Source organism: Candidatus Kapaibacterium sp., from assembly GCA_023957315.1.
GTDB lineage: Bacteria > Bacteroidota > Ignavibacteria > Kapaibacteriales > UBA2268 > PGYU01.
On sequence record JAMLHE010000002.1, the window covers coordinates 174,535 to 193,634 of the forward strand.

The 19,100-nt window shown below is 37.7% G+C and carries 18 protein-coding genes and 1 pseudogene; 6 read left to right on the forward strand and 13 right to left on the reverse strand.

What is annotated here, in order from left to right; translation table 11 throughout:
• Positions 1 to 95: 95 nt before the first annotated feature.
• Together M9949_02535 and paaA are read right to left on the reverse strand one after the other, a co-directional pair.
• Positions 96 to 1,609, reverse strand: a pseudogene (locus M9949_02535) (IS1182 family transposase).
• 134 nt (positions 1,610 to 1,743) lie between these two features.
• Positions 1,744 to 2,670, reverse strand: coding sequence for a 1,2-phenylacetyl-CoA epoxidase subunit A (gene paaA, locus M9949_02540; protein MCO5250283.1), 927 nt, complete (start codon positions 2,668 to 2,670; stop codon positions 1,744 to 1,746).
• 161 nt (positions 2,671 to 2,831) lie between these two features.
• On the opposite strand from paaA, the gene paaB reads away from it, so the two are divergent.
• From paaB to paaJ, 3 genes are read left to right on the forward strand one after another with little or no spacing between them, the layout of a single operon-like run.
• A complete protein-coding gene (gene paaB / locus M9949_02545; GenBank protein ID MCO5250284.1) occupies positions 2,832 to 3,128 on the forward strand; it encodes a 1,2-phenylacetyl-CoA epoxidase subunit B in 297 nt (98 codons plus the stop codon).
• On the forward strand, positions 3,118 to 3,888 hold the full coding sequence (gene paaC, locus M9949_02550) for a phenylacetate-CoA oxygenase subunit PaaC (GenBank protein ID MCO5250285.1): 771 nt from the start codon (positions 3,118 to 3,120) through the stop codon (positions 3,886 to 3,888). Before paaB ends, paaC begins: the two co-directional genes overlap by 11 nt.
• Before the next feature lie 4 nt (positions 3,889 to 3,892).
• Positions 3,893 to 4,405, forward strand: coding sequence for a phenylacetate-CoA oxygenase subunit PaaJ (gene paaJ / locus M9949_02555; GenBank protein ID MCO5250286.1), 513 nt, complete (start codon positions 3,893 to 3,895; stop codon positions 4,403 to 4,405).
• Here paaJ and M9949_02560 read toward each other — a convergent pair.
• Positions 4,399 to 6,051, reverse strand: coding sequence for a glycosyltransferase family 39 protein (locus tag M9949_02560; protein MCO5250287.1), 1,653 nt, complete (start codon positions 6,049 to 6,051; stop codon positions 4,399 to 4,401). The two genes, paaJ and M9949_02560, sit on opposite strands and share 7 nt — an antisense overlap.
• Positions 6,052 to 6,070: 19 nt before the next feature.
• A complete protein-coding gene (thpR, locus tag M9949_02565; protein MCO5250288.1) occupies positions 6,071 to 6,613 on the reverse strand; it encodes an RNA 2',3'-cyclic phosphodiesterase in 543 nt (180 codons plus the stop codon).
• A gap of 205 nt (positions 6,614 to 6,818) precedes the next feature.
• On the opposite strand from thpR, the gene M9949_02570 reads away from it, so the two are divergent.
• Together M9949_02570 and M9949_02575 are read left to right on the forward strand one after the other, a co-directional pair.
• A complete protein-coding gene (locus M9949_02570; GenBank protein ID MCO5250289.1) occupies positions 6,819 to 7,619 on the forward strand; it encodes a ferredoxin--NADP reductase in 801 nt (266 codons plus the stop codon).
• Between the two features lies 1 nt (position 7,620).
• Positions 7,621 to 8,259 carry a hypothetical protein gene (locus M9949_02575; GenBank protein MCO5250290.1) on the forward strand — a complete coding sequence of 213 codons (639 nt, stop codon included), beginning with the start codon at positions 7,621 to 7,623 and terminating at the stop codon, positions 8,257 to 8,259.
• 5 nt (positions 8,260 to 8,264) lie between these two features.
• On the opposite strand, the gene M9949_02580 is transcribed toward M9949_02575, so the two are convergent.
• The 7 genes from M9949_02580 to M9949_02610 form a co-directional block, all read right to left on the reverse strand.
• Positions 8,265 to 9,233 carry a glycosyltransferase family 9 protein gene (locus M9949_02580; protein MCO5250291.1) on the reverse strand — a complete coding sequence of 323 codons (969 nt, stop codon included), beginning with the start codon at positions 9,231 to 9,233 and terminating at the stop codon, positions 8,265 to 8,267.
• Entirely contained in the window at positions 9,230 to 10,243 is a 1,014-nt protein-coding gene (locus M9949_02585; protein MCO5250292.1) for a hypothetical protein, read from the reverse strand. The genes M9949_02580 and M9949_02585 overlap by 4 nt, the downstream gene beginning before the upstream one ends.
• 96 nt (positions 10,244 to 10,339) lie before the next feature.
• Entirely contained in the window at positions 10,340 to 11,431 is a 1,092-nt protein-coding gene (locus M9949_02590; GenBank protein MCO5250293.1) for a glycosyltransferase, read from the reverse strand.
• A gap of 213 nt (positions 11,432 to 11,644) precedes the next feature.
• On the reverse strand, positions 11,645 to 12,955 hold the full coding sequence (locus M9949_02595; protein ID MCO5250294.1) for a T9SS type A sorting domain-containing protein: 1,311 nt from the start codon (positions 12,953 to 12,955) through the stop codon (positions 11,645 to 11,647).
• A 7-nt stretch (positions 12,956 to 12,962) separates the two neighbouring features.
• A complete protein-coding gene (locus M9949_02600; protein MCO5250295.1) occupies positions 12,963 to 14,324 on the reverse strand; it encodes a hypothetical protein in 1,362 nt (453 codons plus the stop codon).
• A complete protein-coding gene (locus M9949_02605) occupies positions 14,299 to 15,201 on the reverse strand; it encodes a T9SS type A sorting domain-containing protein (protein ID MCO5250296.1) in 903 nt (300 codons plus the stop codon). Before M9949_02605 ends, M9949_02600 begins: the two co-directional genes overlap by 26 nt.
• 211 nt (positions 15,202 to 15,412) lie before the next feature.
• A complete protein-coding gene (locus tag M9949_02610; protein MCO5250297.1) occupies positions 15,413 to 15,583 on the reverse strand; it encodes a hypothetical protein in 171 nt (56 codons plus the stop codon).
• 260 nt (positions 15,584 to 15,843) lie between these two features.
• On the opposite strand from M9949_02610, the gene M9949_02615 reads away from it, so the two are divergent.
• Entirely contained in the window at positions 15,844 to 16,302 is a 459-nt protein-coding gene (locus tag M9949_02615; protein MCO5250298.1) for a hypothetical protein, read from the forward strand.
• A gap of 31 nt (positions 16,303 to 16,333) precedes the next feature.
• Here M9949_02615 and M9949_02620 read toward each other — a convergent pair whose 3' ends face one another.
• Positions 16,334 to 17,236 (reverse strand): Abi family protein, encoded by a 903-nt coding sequence (locus tag M9949_02620; protein ID MCO5250299.1) that lies wholly within the window; start codon positions 17,234 to 17,236, stop codon positions 16,334 to 16,336.
• Positions 17,237 to 17,527: 291 nt separating this feature from the next.
• A complete protein-coding gene (locus M9949_02625) occupies positions 17,528 to 19,099 on the reverse strand; it encodes an acyl-CoA carboxylase subunit beta (protein MCO5250300.1) in 1,572 nt (523 codons plus the stop codon).
• Position 19,100: the final 1 nt, after the last annotated feature.

Sequence of the window (19,100 nt, forward strand, 5' to 3'; positions counted from 1 at the left end):
AATAATTGACTAGAAATGAGTATTATTCCATTTTTTGGTATGTTTTGATGCTAATTTGAGGCAATTTTGATGGGAAAGTGAGATATTTTGCTATTTTAAGCTACAAATTTGCTCAGATTGTGGGCTAGAGCCAATAGTCCAACTTCGATTTCTACTTTTCTTTGCCTTCAGTAAAAAAATCTTCTAAATTGTTTGTTGTGTTTGATATTGCCAAAAACCGCTTCCGGTTCAATTGGTCGTCGTTTTCGTTTTTTCACACCTTCATGACTCATCAGTCGGGATTTTGCTTGCTCTCTTTAGTCGTTTTGCTTCTTGTTTATTTCTATCGTTCGATTGTCAGCTCCTACGTGACAAGCCGCTCGCAGCGAGCAAACTCGACGGTTTTGGCTCTATATCGGCTAACTATTTGTTTGTATCCGTTCAAAGTTATTTTCTTTCTCTCCGATATTTTCCATCACTTGACCCATTGGGCAATAGTAACAGTCCTGTTCTTCGTTGTAATATAGATTGTCGGACTTGCTGATGTCTTTCTGCCACTTGCTTTTCTGCTCTTTATGAAAATAATTGTATTTGATATAGCTTTGATATTATTGTCTTCTGCATATTTAATTCTCATGACTCCCATAACCTGCATCAGCTGTGATTGAATTAGGATATTCACGATATTGGCGTTTATATGATTCTATATGTTCAACAAATGTTGAAGTGTCTCCGGGTGTTTGATGAATGCTGTAATTGACCACTATTTGATTGTTTGTACTTATTTGCCAGTTGTAAGCAGCTTTTAGTTGTCCGTTTTGGTATGCGGTCTTCTTTCATTCGCATAAATACTGCATCAGGGTCGGTTTTTGAACAACTGTTGCGACCGTTCATTTGCTTTTCGTATGTCATATTTCCTTAATTGTTCATGACCAAGTTTTCTTCACTCTTGTCAGTTTAGCGCGTACATTTTTATCAATCTTTTTTACCAATACTTTATTTATTTCTTCTATTGTTTCAGTTATACTCTCGGGATTTATCTCTTCATAGCTCTGTGGTCGGACGCCCCGCATTTCTTCTGCGCTTACCTGAAGTGCGTATTTCCACAATTCATTGACTTGTTGTAATATTTTTTCTTTACGGGTTCGGATATTTTTACCCCAAACAAAACTTATTGTTTGGCATTTGCTTCTATTTTTCGTGCCGTCTGTATATATATCTTTAATATCCAAAATTCCGGCTTCATGAAATAGCATTACTACTTTAGAGAATACTTCTTTCAAGCCGCTTGCCAAGCGTTTACTGCGGAAGCGATTGATTGTATTGTGATCCGGCTTTTGCATACCGCTTAGCCACATATAATGAATATTTTCTTGCACTAAATTTTCTATTCTTCGGCTTGAATAGACATTATTCATATAAGCATATACGAGTATTTTCAGAAGCATTCTCGGGCTGTAGCTGGTAGCTCCGCCACCGATGTAATTGTTTTCTTTATATCGCTTATATCAATTTCATCAATAATTTTATTTATTGTCCTAACAGGATGAGTTTCTTTAATCATTTCATCAAGAGATGGAGGTAGTAGAAACGCTTGTGATTGATTATAGTATTTAAACTTTGGTCTCATTGCATCGCTAACTTATTGTTGATTACAACCGTTATGACGCCGATTTGTACCTAGTATTTTCTCTTTTTTTTCCACAAAAATATAAAAAATGGCTGCCCTTGTGAGACAGCCTCAGAAAGACAGTTAAAATTCCCCTACTGCATATGCTTTTGGGCGTATGCTTCGGCGGCTTGACGCACCCAATGACCTCGGTCGTGGGCTTCGTTTCGGGTTTTGAGGCGTTGCTTATTCAAAAAGCCGTTGCCTTTGATTACATTGAAAAATTCGTCCCAATTGATTGGTCCGTAGCTGTAAGTCTTGGTTTCGGGATGGAAAACGAGTTCCGGGTCGGGAATTGTCAAGCCGCGAGCTTCGGCTTGAGGCACAGTCATATTTATGAATTTTTGACGCAGCGATTCATTGCTTTCGGCTTTGATTTTCCATCGCAATGATTGCTCGCTATGGACAGAGTGCTTGTCGTCGGGTCCGAACATCTGAAGTGAGGGTCCCCACCAACGATTGAGTGCATCTTGAGCCATTTGCTTTTGCTCCGGCGTTCCGGCACATAATTCGGCGATTAGCTCATAGCCTTGGCGATTATGGAAAGCCTCTTCCTTGCAAATTCGCACCATTGCCCGAGCGTACGGTCCGTACGAAGTCCGCATCAAGCTGACTTGGTTGACCATTGCCGCGCCGTCCACCAACCATCCGATGGCGCCAATGTCTGCCCAAGTGTGCGTCGGGTAATTAAAAATGCTGGAATATTTGGCTTTGCCGGTATGCAAATTATCGAGCAATTCCTCACGCGAGATGCCGAGAGTTTCGGCAGCGTTATAAAGGTAGAGCCCGTGTCCGGCTTCATCCTGGATTTTGGCAAGCAACACAAGTTTTCGGCGCAAACTGGGAGCACGAGTCAGCCAATTTCCTTCGGGAAGCATCCCCACAATTTCGCTGTGTGCGTGTTGGGAAATCATCCGTATCAGATTTTTGCGGTATTCTTCCGGCATCCAATCTTTGGGTTCGATTTTTTCGCCTGCATTAATTCGAGCTTCAAATTCCTCGAGTTTTGCTTTGTCATCCATAATTTTTTCCATTATTTTTTTAATTAGTCCATCATTACAATTAATTACGTCGAATCAAATATGTTAGTGTTGTATTAATTCGATATTTCACAAAGTAATAAATCCGACTATGACACGTAAAAGAAACTATCGAGTAAAAAATAATTAAAAACAGGTGAAAAATGAGCAACGACACACAATGGAAACTTTGGGAAGTTTTCATACAACTGAAGACAGGCAAACCACACGAGCACGTAGGCAACGTACATGCGCCAGATGCCGAATTGGCAATCCAAAATGCGCGCGACGTTTACGCACGTCGGGACAAACCCGTCAGCATTTGGGTAACTCCATCGGAATTGATTACGGCAACCGCTCCGCAGGACAATGAAGCCTTTTTCGATTCGATTGATGACAAGGTTTATCGCCACCCACAATTCTACAAAATCCCCAAAGGAGTAAACGTTGATGTCCACTGATGCTACGAAAAAAGCCTTGTTCAATTTTGCGATAAAACACGCTGACGATAGACTGATTCTCGGGCATCGCCTTGCCGAATGGTGTAGCGCCGCTCCTATACTCGAGGAAGATATTGCGATGTCGAATATTGCACTCGATTTGCTTGGTCAATCCGTTTTGTTTTTGAAATATGCAGCCGAATTGGAAAATTCCAACCACACAGAAGATGATTTGGCATATTTGCGAACCGAAAAAGAATTCCGAAACGCACTGCTGTGCGAGCAAAACACCGATGATTTTGCCTATGCAATTGCCCGTCAATTTTTCTTCGATGTTTATGATTATTATTTGATGGAAGCATTATCGAAAAGTACCGATGAGCAAATCAGAGGCATCGCCGAAAAATCTGTCAAAGAAGCCAAATATCATTTGCGCCACTCGTCGGAATGGATGCTAAGGCTCGGCGACGGAACAGAAGAAAGCCATAAGCGAATAGCCGAAGCGGTCGAATTTTTGTGGATGTACACAGGCGAATTATTCGAAACTGACGGTGATGACGATTTGCTCAAATCGGAAGGAATTATTCCTGATTTAAGCGGATTGAAAGCAAAATGGTATGAATCTGTTTCGCAATTGCTCACGAAGGCAACGCTCGATGTGCCGTCAATTGATTTGTTTATGCAATCCGGCGGCAGAAAAGGCTATCACACCGAAAATTTGGGACATATTTTGTCGGATATGCAGTACCTGCGCCGGCTCTATCCCGATGCTAAATGGTAAGAATATGAGTGTAGCTGCAATAACAAAAGACGAAATTTTGGAGATTCTCCAAGAGGTCAAAGACCCCGAAATTCCTGCCGTTAGCGTAATCGAAATGGGAATGGTTCGGGAAGTTATTGTTAGCGATAATCAAGTGAAAATCGTTATTACGCCCACTTATTCCGGATGTCCGGCAATGGGTTGGATTCATAATGAAATCAAAAAAGTGCTCGAAACGGTAGGAATTAGCAATTTAATTATCGAAACGAGACTTTCGCCCGCTTGGACAACTGATTGGATGAGCGATGAAACGAAGCTGAAATTGAAAGAATCGGGAATTGCTCCGCCACAAAATAAAACTTATGAATTGGAAAGCTCCGATTTGTTTAATATTATCAAAGTTCCGGCGGCGATAATTTGCCCATTTTGCGATTCGGACGATACGAAAATCATAAGCGAATTTGGTTCGACCGCTTGCAAATCACTCCATTATTGCAATTCATGTTTGCAAGGATTCGACCATTTCAAATGTCATTGAATTCGCTCTCGTTTGAAGAATACGAAGCCGTTTTTGCGATATAACTCGATTAATTCGTGGTATTGATTTGCAAAATTGTCGGCAGCTGTCATCTTTGCCGAGAAATATGCGTCGCTATCGATATCGCCTTCGAGCAGAAATTGTTCATATTCCCTGCCTGACATCCCCAAATAATAGCGTGAGCGCTCGTATTTCTTTGCGCCATAATAAAATGGCACGTATGACTTATATCCCAGAGTATGCAAGTAAACATCATCTTGGGCAAGGTAGCCAAAAAATTCAATCGGAGCAGCTTGTGTGTATTGTTCAATTTTGGGCGCTACGAGTGGCAAAAATAGTGTTATGGTTACTGCAATAGTCGCTGTCAGGGCGACAAATGAGGGCAAATATTTTCGCAGAAAGACTAATACAAGCGAAATGCAAAGCCCCACGAAAAATATGATTCCTACAATATACTCAAAACCTCCCCAATGTACGCGCGAACTCAGCACTTCGTATGTCATTTCGTCTGTTATTTTTGGCAAAATCATTTCTACATTGATTAATGCAAGTGGGAAAAGTATAAAAAGTGCCGAATATACAATGCCAATCAAAGCTAACATTGCGGTCGTTGTCCATTTCCAGCCGATTTCACGATAAACTATTGAATACACTGAATATGCTGCTAAAAATGTAATCGGGAAATACGCCAACGATGAATAATGAACTATTTTGGTTTTAACGATTGAAAAAATAATTAGGACAACAGCAAGCAGAACAAAATTCCATATTTTGAATAAATTTTGCGATTGCGAATCATCGGCTTGTTTGCGGAAAGACCTGAAAATCAGCACTGAAGCCGGAAAGCATCCCAACAACAAAATCACAAAATGATAATAAATCGGTCCCGAATGCCCCGCATCTCCCGTAGTTAGCAAACGGATGTGGTACATTATGAAATCTTCCACCAATCCACTGCCTGATTGCATAATCAGCAAGGAATACCAAATTAAGGGCAAAATTGAGGCATAAAGCGTGAATAGCAACAATTTTTTTATTGGAAATTTTGCTTGTTTGCGATAAATGAAAAAGACGCCTGCCCAAGTCAGTACTATCAGCAAATAAGCCACCGGACCTTTAGTCAACATCCCCAATGAGCAGAACAATCCTGCATAAAACAAATCCATTGCTTTGAATTCACTCTTCTCCAATTCATTTTTACTAAGTTTGAAAAGGTAGTAGATGGAGAGATATATCAGCAAATTGAACGTCGGGTCTATGATTGCAGTTTTGAAATAAAAATGTGGCAGCAGAGAGCCTACAAAAGCCATAACCCAAATCAAGCCAAATTTGACATCAAATAATTTTCTGCCTGTGTGGAACAGCACTTGAATCGTGATGATGCCAATCAATGCGTTCGGCAATCGAGCAGCAAATTCGTTAATGCCGAAGATGTGCATCGAAAGCGCCTGCATCCATATAAAAAGCGGGGGCTTTTCGTGGAATGGCTCAAAATCTATGCGGACGTTTAGATAATCGCCCGTTACAAGCATTTCGCGAGCCGCTTCAGCAAAGTTGATTTCGTCCCAATCAAATAAATGCACCAAACCTAAGTTTGGGATGAATAAAATTACGCCGAGAATGGCAAGCAAAAATGAAATTCTCAATATGCTCTTCGTATCCATTTCAGGCAATTATATTGTAAATTGGTCCTTGGTTTGTTAGAGAGCTTTCAACTAAACTTATCTTATACGACGGCATCAGACCAATCGGCATATTGTTATAGGTCTTCAATTTATCGGCAAATCCGGTCAGAGAAGATTTGACACGCATCAAAGTCACATGTGGAACGAAAAATTTGACCTCGGGCGGAAATCCGAGAGCCGTCATTTTCTTTTCGATGATGTCATAATTTTTCTTAATGCTATTATCGGGATTGAAAACACGTGCATAGACGATTCGCGGTTTGTTGGGAGTCGGGAAGCAACCCAATCCGCGAATTTTCAAGGGAGATTCCTTCAATCCTAAGGAATCGCCGAGTGATTCGATTAGAGAATCAATTTTATCTAATTCGATATTTCCCAAAAATTTGTAAGTGAAATGCAAGTTGTTGATTTCAGTCCATTTTCCGAAGACAACTTCGCCTAACTCATCTACAATTTCATCGTATATAGGTTCGAATAATGTATAGTCAACAAAAGTTCCAATAAAAAGTCGCTTTACTGCCATTATAATTTTTCTCTATTACTAAACAAAAGTTAATGCAAAAAAATTCTACCTCGAATGCAAACAAAATCAATCTTTTACAAGAAAATATCAATAAAAATAACAAAAAGTAATGAAATAATAGTCAATTTTTTTAAAAGCATAGTGATTATTTTTTTAGTTTGCCGTATTTTTAGATTATTATAAAAATGGAAAATGAAAAAACTTTATGACAGAATCGCCTTATAATGCAACAGTAATCGGGAAAATACTTCTGACACCCGATTTGTTAGTCTTGCGATTGAGCACTGATAAGCCTCGAACGCAATTTAAAGCAGGTCAATACACACAAATAGGGCTTTTGTCCCAAGAGCAACGTTCGCCAAATTCGGTAATGCCACTCGAATCTATGGCTCCGGATATTTTGATTAAGCGCCCCTATTCGATTGCATCAGCTAATTTTGAAACAACCGAATTTGAGTTTTATGTTAGTCAAGTGAAATCGGGGCAACTAACCCCAAGACTTTTCAATCTGACTTTGGGCAGAAGAATGTGGATTGATGATAAAATTCTCGGTGTGTTTACGCTCGACAACGTCCCCGAAAATTGCAACATCGTTATGATTGCAACAGGCACAGGGCTTGCTCCGTATATGAGTTTTCTCCGTTCGCATCTGGCAACTCACCTAAATACTAAGTTGGCTATTATTCATGGAGCAGGTTACCCTTGGGATTTGGGCTATTTCAGCGAACTAACGCTGATTCAAAATACTTTCAAAAATTTCTATTATTTCCCAACTTTACTAAGAGCTGACCAAAATTGGGCAGGATTGACCGGATATATTGAAAAACATCTCGAAGATGGAATATTACCCAATAAAGCCGGAATCGAAATTGACCCAAAGAAAACTCATTTCTTCTTGTGTGGCAATCCCAAAATGGTCGAATCTGTTTCTTCTTATTTATATAAGAATAATTATATCAAACATTGCAAAGAAACTAAAGGTTCATTGCATATTGAAGAATATTAAAATGATAAAATTTCAAATGTCTTATTTTAGATTAATAGCAATTGCATTACTGATTTTGACGACTGTCTCGAGTTGTATTATCGTCAAACATGATGACGAATATATACAAATTGAGCCGGAAATTGCCATTAGCCCCAAACCGATTATTCCATTATCTGAAAACATGATTCGCTCTGTCAAAGGCGATATGATTGCATTTCTGCCGCAAGGGTGGTTTGTGATTGACCCGAAGGACAAAGTTTCGCCGGATATAATCGCTATCGCTATCAACCCTGAATACAATCTCAGTGCAGTGTTTTCTGTGATTCGACATTCGGCGACTGTCCAAGAGGCATTCGAAGGCGAAGGCTTGTATGGCGTTGCTCGGATGAGTCTCGGCAAAAGAGAGCGAAAAACTTCGAGTGTGGTGCGTCAAGTGGGCAAATATCAAAAACTTAATATTGGTTTGCAAGAATTTGTCAAATACGAATATTCCACCACTGGAGGTGCTGTCAAAGCCAAATCGGTGGTTTTCATCTCCACTGCAAACGAATTTTACGAGTTTTCGCTCGTCCCGATGATTGTAGATGACAATCCGCTTCCGAGTTTTTCAGAAGCCGATGACATTTTTACATCTATATTGACCGGAATTAAATACTAGCAATATTACTTTTTTTGCAAAAGTTGCTTTCCTATTTCTGTATAAGATTCAATCATACTATCTAATGTTATGGATTTTATTCCCGTATCGCCTTTATCGGCGCGTACAGAGATTTCAATTTCTGAAAGCGGGCGGAATTTGACGTAAAATTCATCTAATCCACTATAAAGTGCAAGAACAGGAATATTGAATGCCGCAGCAATATGCACAAGTGAAGTATCCGGACCAATCAATAGACTTGCTCGGCTGATTAGCGAGACAATATCCGATATTTCCGGCGAAGAAAATACTTTTATTTCCCTATCAAGTTTGAAAATGATTGAATTTGCCACACCTTTGTGGTTGGGGGCATGGCACAATATAAGTTCTCCAAGCAGATTCGATTGCGATCTGATGAACCTGACCCACAAGTCTTCGTGCCACATCTTGTCGTCCTTGCTTGCCGAAATATTCAAAAGTGTGAATTGATTTGCATGAGAGCCAATGAATTCGTCAATTTTTTTCTCGGAATTGGGATTCAATGGCAACGTTGGGCGGGGGATTTCATTGCTTAGCTCATATCCCAATGGTCTCAGCGCATTCAAGCCGATTTGGACTTGGTGCAAATTATGATTTTCGTTGCTGATGCCATGCGTGAAAACTGCCTTTTTCGCTTCGGAATTGAAACCGATTTTCATTTTTGCTCTGCCAATTCGAGCCAATAATCTTCCTTCGGTGGAATGATGGTCTCGCGGGTCAATCCAAACGTCAAATCGTTTAATCAGCAACTTTAGCAATGTGAGCAACAGCTTGTGAGGCGCTTTGTTCAGGACAATGATTCGGTCAATTGCCGGATGCCCTTTGATAATGCTGTAATTGCTCGGACCAACAAGCAAAGTAACTTGTGCCGAATATTTATTTTTCAGTTCTTCAAGCATCGGTGTTAATAAAATCAAATCGCCGATTCTGCCGAGTTGCACTACCATTGCTTTCATTGTGTATCGCCCAATTTGTGTTCCATAACGATTTCATCAGTTTCTTTGATAACGTCCTCCACTGCGATATTCACTAATTCACCGGTTGAAGTTTTAAGGCATCGGTAAGGAGAATTGTACGAAAACCATGGCAATCCTGTTTCCTTTGAACCTGTCCATAGGAATAACCCAATGCACGGAATCGCAAACGCCGCGGCTATGTGGACTGCTGCTGTATCGGGCGTCAAAATTACGTTGCATAGCGACAGCATCGCAGTGTATTCGTCAAAACTTTTGCCGGTGGGAGCTTTGAAACATTTGCAATTTGCAATAATTTCGTTGGAATCCGCTTCATAATCTTGAGTAAAAAATAGGACTACATCGAAATGTGGATATTTATTATTTACATATTTAATAAATTCAATATAATTTTCCGTGCCCCAGTATTTGCTTCTATTCGAGCCTGATAAATTAATTCCTATTTTAAATTTTGATTTGCAATTATTCAAATAAATTTTAGCTTTTTTAATTAATTCATCAGTCAGCGGGTAAGAAAGCTTTAAATCTTGTGATGAAGGATTTATTCCAAAAGGTAAAATTAATTGGGCAATTCGCTCTACAATGTGATGTTTATTTTTATTTAATAGAGGTACAACATGACTATAGGTATAATAATTATTTTTATTTATTCCCAGAGAATATAATGGATTTGCGAATTTAATTACCATTGATGACGTTGTAGAAGAATTATCGAATAAATCAATAATCATATCATATTTTGATTTATTTAATTGTCGTAATAATTTAATAATGCTAATAAAATCCTTTTTATAAACATAAATATTATTTACAAATGGCTTAACTGCGGCGGCGGCGGCGGAATTATTCTCTGACAATAATATATCTAATTCAACAATGGGGAAAACCTCTCGCAAAAGTTTGATAAATGGCACCGAAACCATCACATCGCCAATGCGGTCGTGGCGAAGAAGCAGAATACGGCTACCTTCGACAAAAAAGAATTTATTCATGGGCTTTTCGATTAAAATCGGCTGACGGTCCATTTTCAAAAAAGAATTAATTTTCTTTTTGAACCATAGTTCTATTTTTTTTAAATTTATCTCCATCTATTTTTGCACACTTATTAATTGCTCATAAATTTTTTCAACATTTTTCGCATGATTTTTAATATCGAAAAATTCTAATGCTCTTTGCCGTCCATTGTGTTCCATGCTGTGCCTCATAACCTTATCCGCCATAAGCTTAGTTATTGCCTCTGCCAAACTTTGCGGCGATTTTTCAGCTACCAACAAACCTGTCTCCTGTGAAATCGCTTGGCGAACGCCGGAAATATTCGTCCCGATTACAGCCGTGCCACAAGCCATAGCTTCGAACAGCACTCTGCCCATTCCTTCGGTGCCTTCATGTGATGGCAAAACTACGATGTCCGATGCCGCAAACCAATTTTGGATATCGCTTTGGAATTCCATAATTTTAACTCTACTTTCCAAGTTTGCTGCCGATATTGCATCTTTCATTTCAGCGAGAAAATTTTCGCTTTCGGGCTTGCCGATTAGCATAAATTGATGATTATCATTATCAATAAGCGTTGCTGCAGCGATTAAATCCATAAGTCCTTTGCCACGCTTGAATTGCCCGGCAAAAGTGATGATAAATTTATTCGGTTCAAGCCCCAATTTTGCCTTGATGGTAGTTTTATCAATCGGTTTGAACTCGTCGCAATCTACACCATTATATATTGTAATGTACTTCCGGTCGAGCGACGCCATCCCCTCAAAGCGATTGCGAACATCTTCCGCTATGCCAATCACTTTATCTGCCAGCGAAAAAGTTAATTTGTCGGTACCTACTTTACGCGTCAATCGTACATGCCACAGCATTTTCGCATTCGTGAATTTGCAGGCAAGCCCCGCTATCAAAGCATCACGCTCGTGGTCTGGGTGAACGATTGAGATACATTGAGTGCGAATAATCCGAGAGAGCGAGGCAATGTTGCTGATTTGCTGGAAATAGAATTTTGGTTTGAGCGGCAACAAAGGCATAGTGAAGACTTTGCAACCGGCTGAAGCCAAATTTTTGGAGAGTTCCCCTTCGTATGGCACGATGGCGAGCGGTTCAAAGCGGCTTTTGTCCAAATTCCGAATCAGAGCAAACATACTTTTTTGTCCGCCCATCGAAAGGTCACCGAAATGACTCATATATAATATTTTTATTCTTTCATCTCTCACAATTACTAAAATAGTAAATTGTGAGGAAAAAATCACAAAAGCTGCAAATGAGAGCGAAGGAATTTATTTGGGGGTATCGTCCCGCCAGGTGTAATACCTGACGGGATAAAGTTGTCTGAACTATGATTTGTATGATGATTGTCAGTAATTTGACAAAAGGTGAGCTTGTCGGTGTGACAGAATTCACATCTTCACAAACTTCTCTACACTATTGCCAATTATCACAAAATACAAGCCGGCAGATAATTTTGAGACATCAATATAATGTTTTCCATTAGAAGTTGGAATTGATTGATTAACCATACATTCACCTAGAATATTATATATTTTAAAATTTTCTAAATTTTTGCTGGTTCTAATGTCAATCTCATTAAAATTAATTTCTAAATAATCTGACTGAGTCAAATAGTTTATAAATATCTCTTCTTGGTGTAAATAATTTATACTCATCTCGTTCAATTCATACTTGTAAATATGACCTTTTTCGGAAAATACTACAGCTTTATCTTGGGAAATCCTCAGGCAGGCGAATAAATTTTCATTCAAATAATACTGTCTATGGAAGCTTTGTTGCCAAGTTTTCCCACCATCGAATGTCATGTATATTAATCCATACCAACCGGTAGCAATGCCATTAAACTCATCATAAAAATTTAAAGAGGTTATAAAACCATCATTATCTTTTTGGTTAGAATACTGTAAAATCCAAGTATTTCCATGGTCATTCGAATAATATATAAAGTCTTCTGTTGTTTTTTTCCCTTGTGAATATATTGAAATAGGTGCAGCGAGCCAAATATGCTCCAACCCAATATTAAATAATCTACCGGTTTCAATTTTGCCGAATGAAATCATCTCCCAAGTGGAACCTTGATTAGAAGACTTAATAAGTACGTTAGACTTCAAACTGTATGATTCTGCTATTATAAAAATATGGTTCTCATCAAGAATTTTTATGTTCCAAATTCTCGAGATTATGGCATTCTCGATATTTATGGGAATTTCTATGAATGTAGAGCAACCGTCTTCTGAAATGAATAATGTATGTTCGGTTGCAGCTATTCCTATTTTACTGTCATACATATCAAAAAATTTAAAATTACTGTCAATGCCTGATTTAAATCGTTGCCAAGTAGAACAACTATCAGTAGAATAAATAAAATAACCTGTATCGCAAGCAATATAAACAAAACCATCAATAGTTTTAGAAATATCAATAGGATAAAGATTTCCTCTTCTAATTTCGGGTTCTAAGAAACAAATGTCATCCGTTAATGTTTGTTGCCAATTAATACCACCATCCGATGTAAGATAAAATTTGGTTACACCATTAATAGCGAGCCCTAAAGCACCGTAATTCAAGGAGTCAAAACATATAGCTTTTTGAAAATTCTTATAAAAAGTGTCCTTAATATGCAACCAATTATTATCTGCATAAAGAGGAAGGGAGAAATATGTAGTTAAAATCAATATTAATAAAATGAGATTTTTCATAAATTTTTCATATAATTAATAATTTTAATAATTTGTTTTTCGAGGCACAATCAACTCTAATCAAATAAAAACCGCTTGTAAAGTTTGAGAAGTTTAAAATAACCCCTTTATCAAAGTGAGAATATCGAAATTTATCGTTAGAAATTAATTTTCCGGTACTATTATAAATGGTTATAAATATTTGACTCTTTTCGGCACAATCATTCAAGATTTCTAAATCAACTTCTTTATTTACAATAATTGACTCAAAGTCTATTGAATTTTGATTAATAAGTGGAAAATTAGCAATTGATGTAGGCCTGTCGGTTAATTTAATAATATGTCGTGATGTGGATAAAAATGCGCTTTTACTTTCAATCATGTTGATATTTCTTAGATTACGCATTTGTCTTGGCGGTATACCATGAACTGTATCTTTGTGCCAAGAATAACCTCCATCTGTTGTACGAATGATTAAATCCGTAGTTGAGCCCGCAACAATACCGTTTAATGAATCAGAGAAGGACAATCTCGAATATTGGACTGAGTCTGATTCTAAAAGTACCGTCCATGTAGCACCCGAGTCATATGTTTTCATTACAGAAAAGAAGGTCTTATTGCTATCCAAATTCATATATCTATTAATACTAAATCCAATATAAGGATTTATAAATTGTAAGTCATTGAATGCATAATATCCACCATAATAATAGCTATCCCATGTTTTACCCAAATCACTCGTCCAATTTAAACTATAACCCCAGTCTTCATTTATAGAATAAAGATAAATACTCCCTTCCATTAGTACACCGCCAAAAAAATTAAGGTCCCATTTGTGTTCTAAGGGTTTATGTATCTCATGCCAGCTGATACCACCATTAGAAGTCGCAAATATTTCAACTAGCATACTTCCTTTGGGGGTTTTATACATTAACCCATTTAAACTATTTACCATTTTGATACTTAGACTATATCCTTCATCAATTGAGTCTTTTATCCATGTTTTGCCCAAATCATTACTATACCAAAAGATATTAGTATCGGCCGTTAATATGATTTTATCTTGTGATTTAAAGGATAAAGTATAATAGTTTGGTGCTAAATAGATAGGAAGAAAGGTTTCATTGTCTATAATATTAGTATCAGCAAAAATGTGTGTCCAATTTAAACCACCATCAGTTGTCAGTTTCAATATTATACCATTGTTGAACATTAACTCATATCTATAAATACAAATATCCTTATTTATACAGGATACTTCTCTTATAGTACCTATACTTATTGTATCTGCAAGGTCCCAAATGAGACTTTGAGACCTTGCATTAATACTAGAAAAAATTAAATATAATATCAAAGTCAGCAGACTAATATTTAATGATGTTCTTGACATATACCTTGTCCTGAATTCTTATTATAACAGTATAGTGCCCTTTGGGAACAGTTTGTAAACCAAGAATCAACTTATTCATGCTCACTTCTTTCATGGACAAATTAAGTTCTCTTCCCATTATATCAAATACATTTACTTGAACATTAGCTTTTTCATTGTTTTCTTGGTCAATTATAATCTCTAAAATGTCTTCTTTGACTAATACATTTACATTCTCCTTTAATTCGTCTTTACCATTCGACAAGCTTCCCTTTTCCACAGGTAATGTAAAACTAATTAACCATCTATCACATAGAGAGTTGCATCCATCAGGGCAATCTGTAATAGGAAACGATGCTGTAATAGGTTCGAAACTTTCTATTATTAGATTACAGTTTTGTCCAGTAGGACAAGACCATTTATAACACACTTGATATCCTACACCACAACACTGTTCCGCATCAAATGGCTCACATTGAGATAACTCCTTACCTTGACCAATGGTGCCATTCGAAATATCACGTTCTATAAAACATCCCATCAATTGTACTCTAAAATCCAAGAAACATCCCGGGGATGTTATACCAAAACGCTCTGCATCTCCTAAAACAGCACGAAGAATCTCAGCTTCAACATCCATACAAGAGCATGTTCCGGACCATGAGTAATTTAATATCCTAATTTGCTTGCCAAGAATACATACCTGATATTGAATTATACAATAAGGTGAGCCTGGATAAGGTGTGCAAGGTAATGTAAGCGTTCCACCCGAATATTCGCAATTATCAAGAAATTCTTGGTCGAAGCATTCTTCTTCATATGCAAATGATTCTGATTGAATTAAAAGTGAAATACAAACAAAAACTTGAAAAATTAAGTTGAATTTAAATTTTTTCATTATTCTTTCTTTAAATAATTTACACAAAATATTTATAAATTAAAAAGCAAAAACTCAATAGACTATACATTTTGGGTGTTCTTTTCACCCCCAAAGCTCCCCGTGCTCTGGGTACTTAGTTGACAATCATAAACGACCTCGCTTGTTTATGAGCGAATACGATTTATGGTATGTCAATGAACGTTGCGAGTGTTTGGTTGATAAACTAAACCTATGATTCTTGTGTGTTGCAAGTGTTTTTGATTGTGGAAAAGTTCCGAGCAATAAGGTACAATAAGGTTTTAGCATCTCGTCGCTCCTCTGTAGCTCTGTAGCTCTGTAGCTCTGTAGCTCTGTAGCTCTGTAGCTCTGTAGAAATCCCTATTTTACAAATTTTCAACATCAAAGTTCCATTTTGTATGTTTGTACAATGCTAACGTAAAAATACTTTTCGACATTTCCAAATAAAATATCAAAATTTTATAAAATTTTCATTCTTCATGTTACAAAGGCGGGAAACTCTGTGTCATTCTGAGCGAAGCGAAGAATCCATGAATTTATGAAAGCTTGATTCTTCGACTTCGTCTTCAGAATGACCATAATAGGACAGAACGCTGTTCTGTCCCTACAAATTTTAAAATTTATGAACAATAGGGTTACAGAATGATGAAAATATTAATGATATGTCTAATTACTTGTATTTTAAATAGTTGTAAGATTGGAAATGAGAGTGACATTAGTATGATTCCAAATTTAGAGTCAACGTCGCAGATTAGTATTTTTTATTCACTCAAGGATCAATTCCGAAAGGATAGGACCTTCACTATATTTGACAGCAATGAAATAGAAATTATTGACAAAGGCTTTATGTTTTATAGGTATATCATAATAAATCATAGTGATTATGTAGAATTATTGAATGAAATCAAAAGAATTTATAGTATCAAAGATTCTACTACTATTGAAGAAATATATTTTGAATTTAACTTAGTAGAAAAAGGAAACTTGGTAGAGAGGCTTCGTTTAAGTGGATTATCCCAAATAAAGGAATACATTTTTATCAGCAACAAAATATTAGGAGAAAATAATAACTATATGCCTTTATTGGAATATATCAAATAGGATGTGCTATTTTATGACTTTGATACATTTGTTATGTTGAGGACTGCCAAATTTGTTCTTGTTCCCAATTATCCGAGAATCCCATTAAGTTTGATTCAATCAAAGGATAGTTTTTGAACAATTCAATCAATTTTTCTTTGAATGTTGACTTTGGATTAATAGTTTTCAAGATATACCTTATAATCAGAACTACAAAATAGCTTTTGTTATTCACCACATATTCCTTAGACCAATTATTAGTTTCATTGTTTAATAATTTTGGGCTTATTGTAAGATTTCTATTCCACAATCTCGTATGATGAGCACAAACATTCCTGATATAAATTAAGGTGTGAAGCCATGAAACGAATACTTTTTCAGGTAATTCAAACTTATTTGCTATCAAACGTTTGTCATAAGGTTTTAAATTTTCAAAGATCTTAGATAAAGTTCCAAAAGATGTGATTTCAAGTATTATCCAGCTTGGTGGTAATTTTTCAATATACTTCTTTTTGAAACTTTGTACAAAGAGTTCATCACTTCTAAAGAAATCCTTATCTAGTTGTTCAAGTAATTTTGTATGCTTTGTCACATCTTTAAACAAGTTCACGTTTTGAAACCAGAATGGAGATGAATATTTTATGCTTAATGTGTTGATAATACTTGCTCGAATAGAAACTTCAATTTTTTCAAGCTCTGATAGGACTAACTTCCTAAACTCTTTATCAAAACAATACTTATCAAATGAATCTTCAAATGAAGTACCGTTACGAAACATCTTAGTTTCCCAATCAATATAGTTTTCAAACCAATAACCCGAAAGCCTGTAATAACTAATATGTTCCAACAAAAACAAGGCTCGTTCTTCGTTTTTAACTACCATACCTCGATTTTTCAGAATTTCAAGTTGTTCCTCTTTACTTTTTGGTGCTTTTTGGAATTCAATCTTTTTCATATATTTTTTTTGTATAATAAATTTATTTTGTTTACTTTTGTATTAACATACTTGCCCCGCTTCTCATAAGAACAGCGCGCTTAGGGCAAGTCTTTTTTTATGCCAACCCTTTCCCCTCCACGATTGCTATTTCGTCCTCTGTCAGCTCATACAGCTTATATACCAGTTGGTCTATTTGGTGTTCTTCTTTGCTTATGTGCATATGTCTTCTGCAAACTTTGTTTAAGTGTACCTATAATAAGGGAATATTTTTGTATCTTCAATAAACTATAACCAAATCCAATTGCCTCTTTACATCGGTATATTGCCATGCTTACGCGGTGGGTTTTTGTCCACTTTGTTCTCGAGTAAGCTGAATGCTTCGATTAGCATTTGGCGCGTATGTTTGGGCTCGATTATGTCGTCAATATAGCCGTAAGATGCGGATATGTAAGGATTTGCGAAGCGTTCGTTATATTCGTCAATTAATTCGGCTTCGCGAACGGATGGCTCGGGCGAACTTTCGATTTCCTTTTTGAAAATGATTTCCACTGCTCCTTTAGCACCCATCACGGCTAACTCTGCGGATGGCCACGCATAGTTCAGGTCGCCCCGAATATGCTTGCTGCTCATCACATCATATGCACCGCCGTACGCTTTGCGAGTGATGACGGTCACTTTGGGCACTGTGGCTTCGCAATATGAATACAGCAACTTGGCTCCGTTTGTGATGATGCCGCGCCACTCTTGGTCGGAGCCGGGCAAAAATCCCGGAACGTCTTCCAATGTCAGCAATGGAATGTTGAATGAGTCGCAAAAGCGGATAAATCTGGCAGCTTTTTTGGAGGCATCAATATCGAGCACTCCGGCAAGTACTGCGGGCTGGTTTGCCACTACGCCGATTGAGCGTCCGCCGAGCCTGATGAATCCGACTAAAATATTTTGCGCATAATCTTTATGCACTTCAAAAAATTCGTGCTTATCGGCAATAATTTTGATGATGTCCTTCATGTCGTAGGGCTGATTTGGGTTTGCCGGAACGATGTAGTTCAATTCCTCGTCTGCACGGTTGACCGGGTCATTGTTCGGCACAAATGGCGGTTCTTCGGCATTGTTCGACGGCAAATATGTGAGAAGCTGGCGGACGATTTCTATTGCTTCAACGTCATTTTCGGCTACAAAATGAGCCACTCCGCTTTTGGAGGCATGTGTTTCGGCGCCGCCCAAAGCTTCGGAACTCAAATCTTCGTGCGTTACGGTTTTGACTACTTTAGGTCCGGTAACGAACATGTAGGAAGTGTGCTTGACCATAATTACGAAATCGGTAATTGCGGGAGAATAAACGGCACCTCCGGCACATGGACCCATTATGAGCGAAATTTGCGGCACAACGCCGGATGCCATTGTGTTGCGGAGGAAAATTTCAGCATATGCACCAAGCGAAACCACACCTTCTTGGACGCGAGCACCACCCGAATCATTCAATCCGATGACCGGAGCGCCGGTTTTGAGTGCCATATCCATTATTTTGCATATTTTTTTGCCGTGCATTTCGGCAAGGCTGCCACCCAACACGGTGAAATCTTGCGAAAAAAGATAAACTTTTTTGCCAAGAACTTCAGCAAATCCTGTCACTACACCGTCGCCCAGAGGGACAGTCTTGTCGAGCCCTAACTGAGTGGCGTGATGATGCACGAGCATATCCATTTCGCGAAAAGTGCCGTTATCGCACAGCAAATCCACTCGTTCCCGAGCCGTAAGTTTGCCTTTTGCATGTTGCGAATCTATCCGAGCGTCGCCGCCACCTTTCATGGCAATGCTTTTCAGCTTGTACATTTTGGCGATTTTTTCTTCGATTTTCTGCTTATTTTCTTGGTCTGTCATA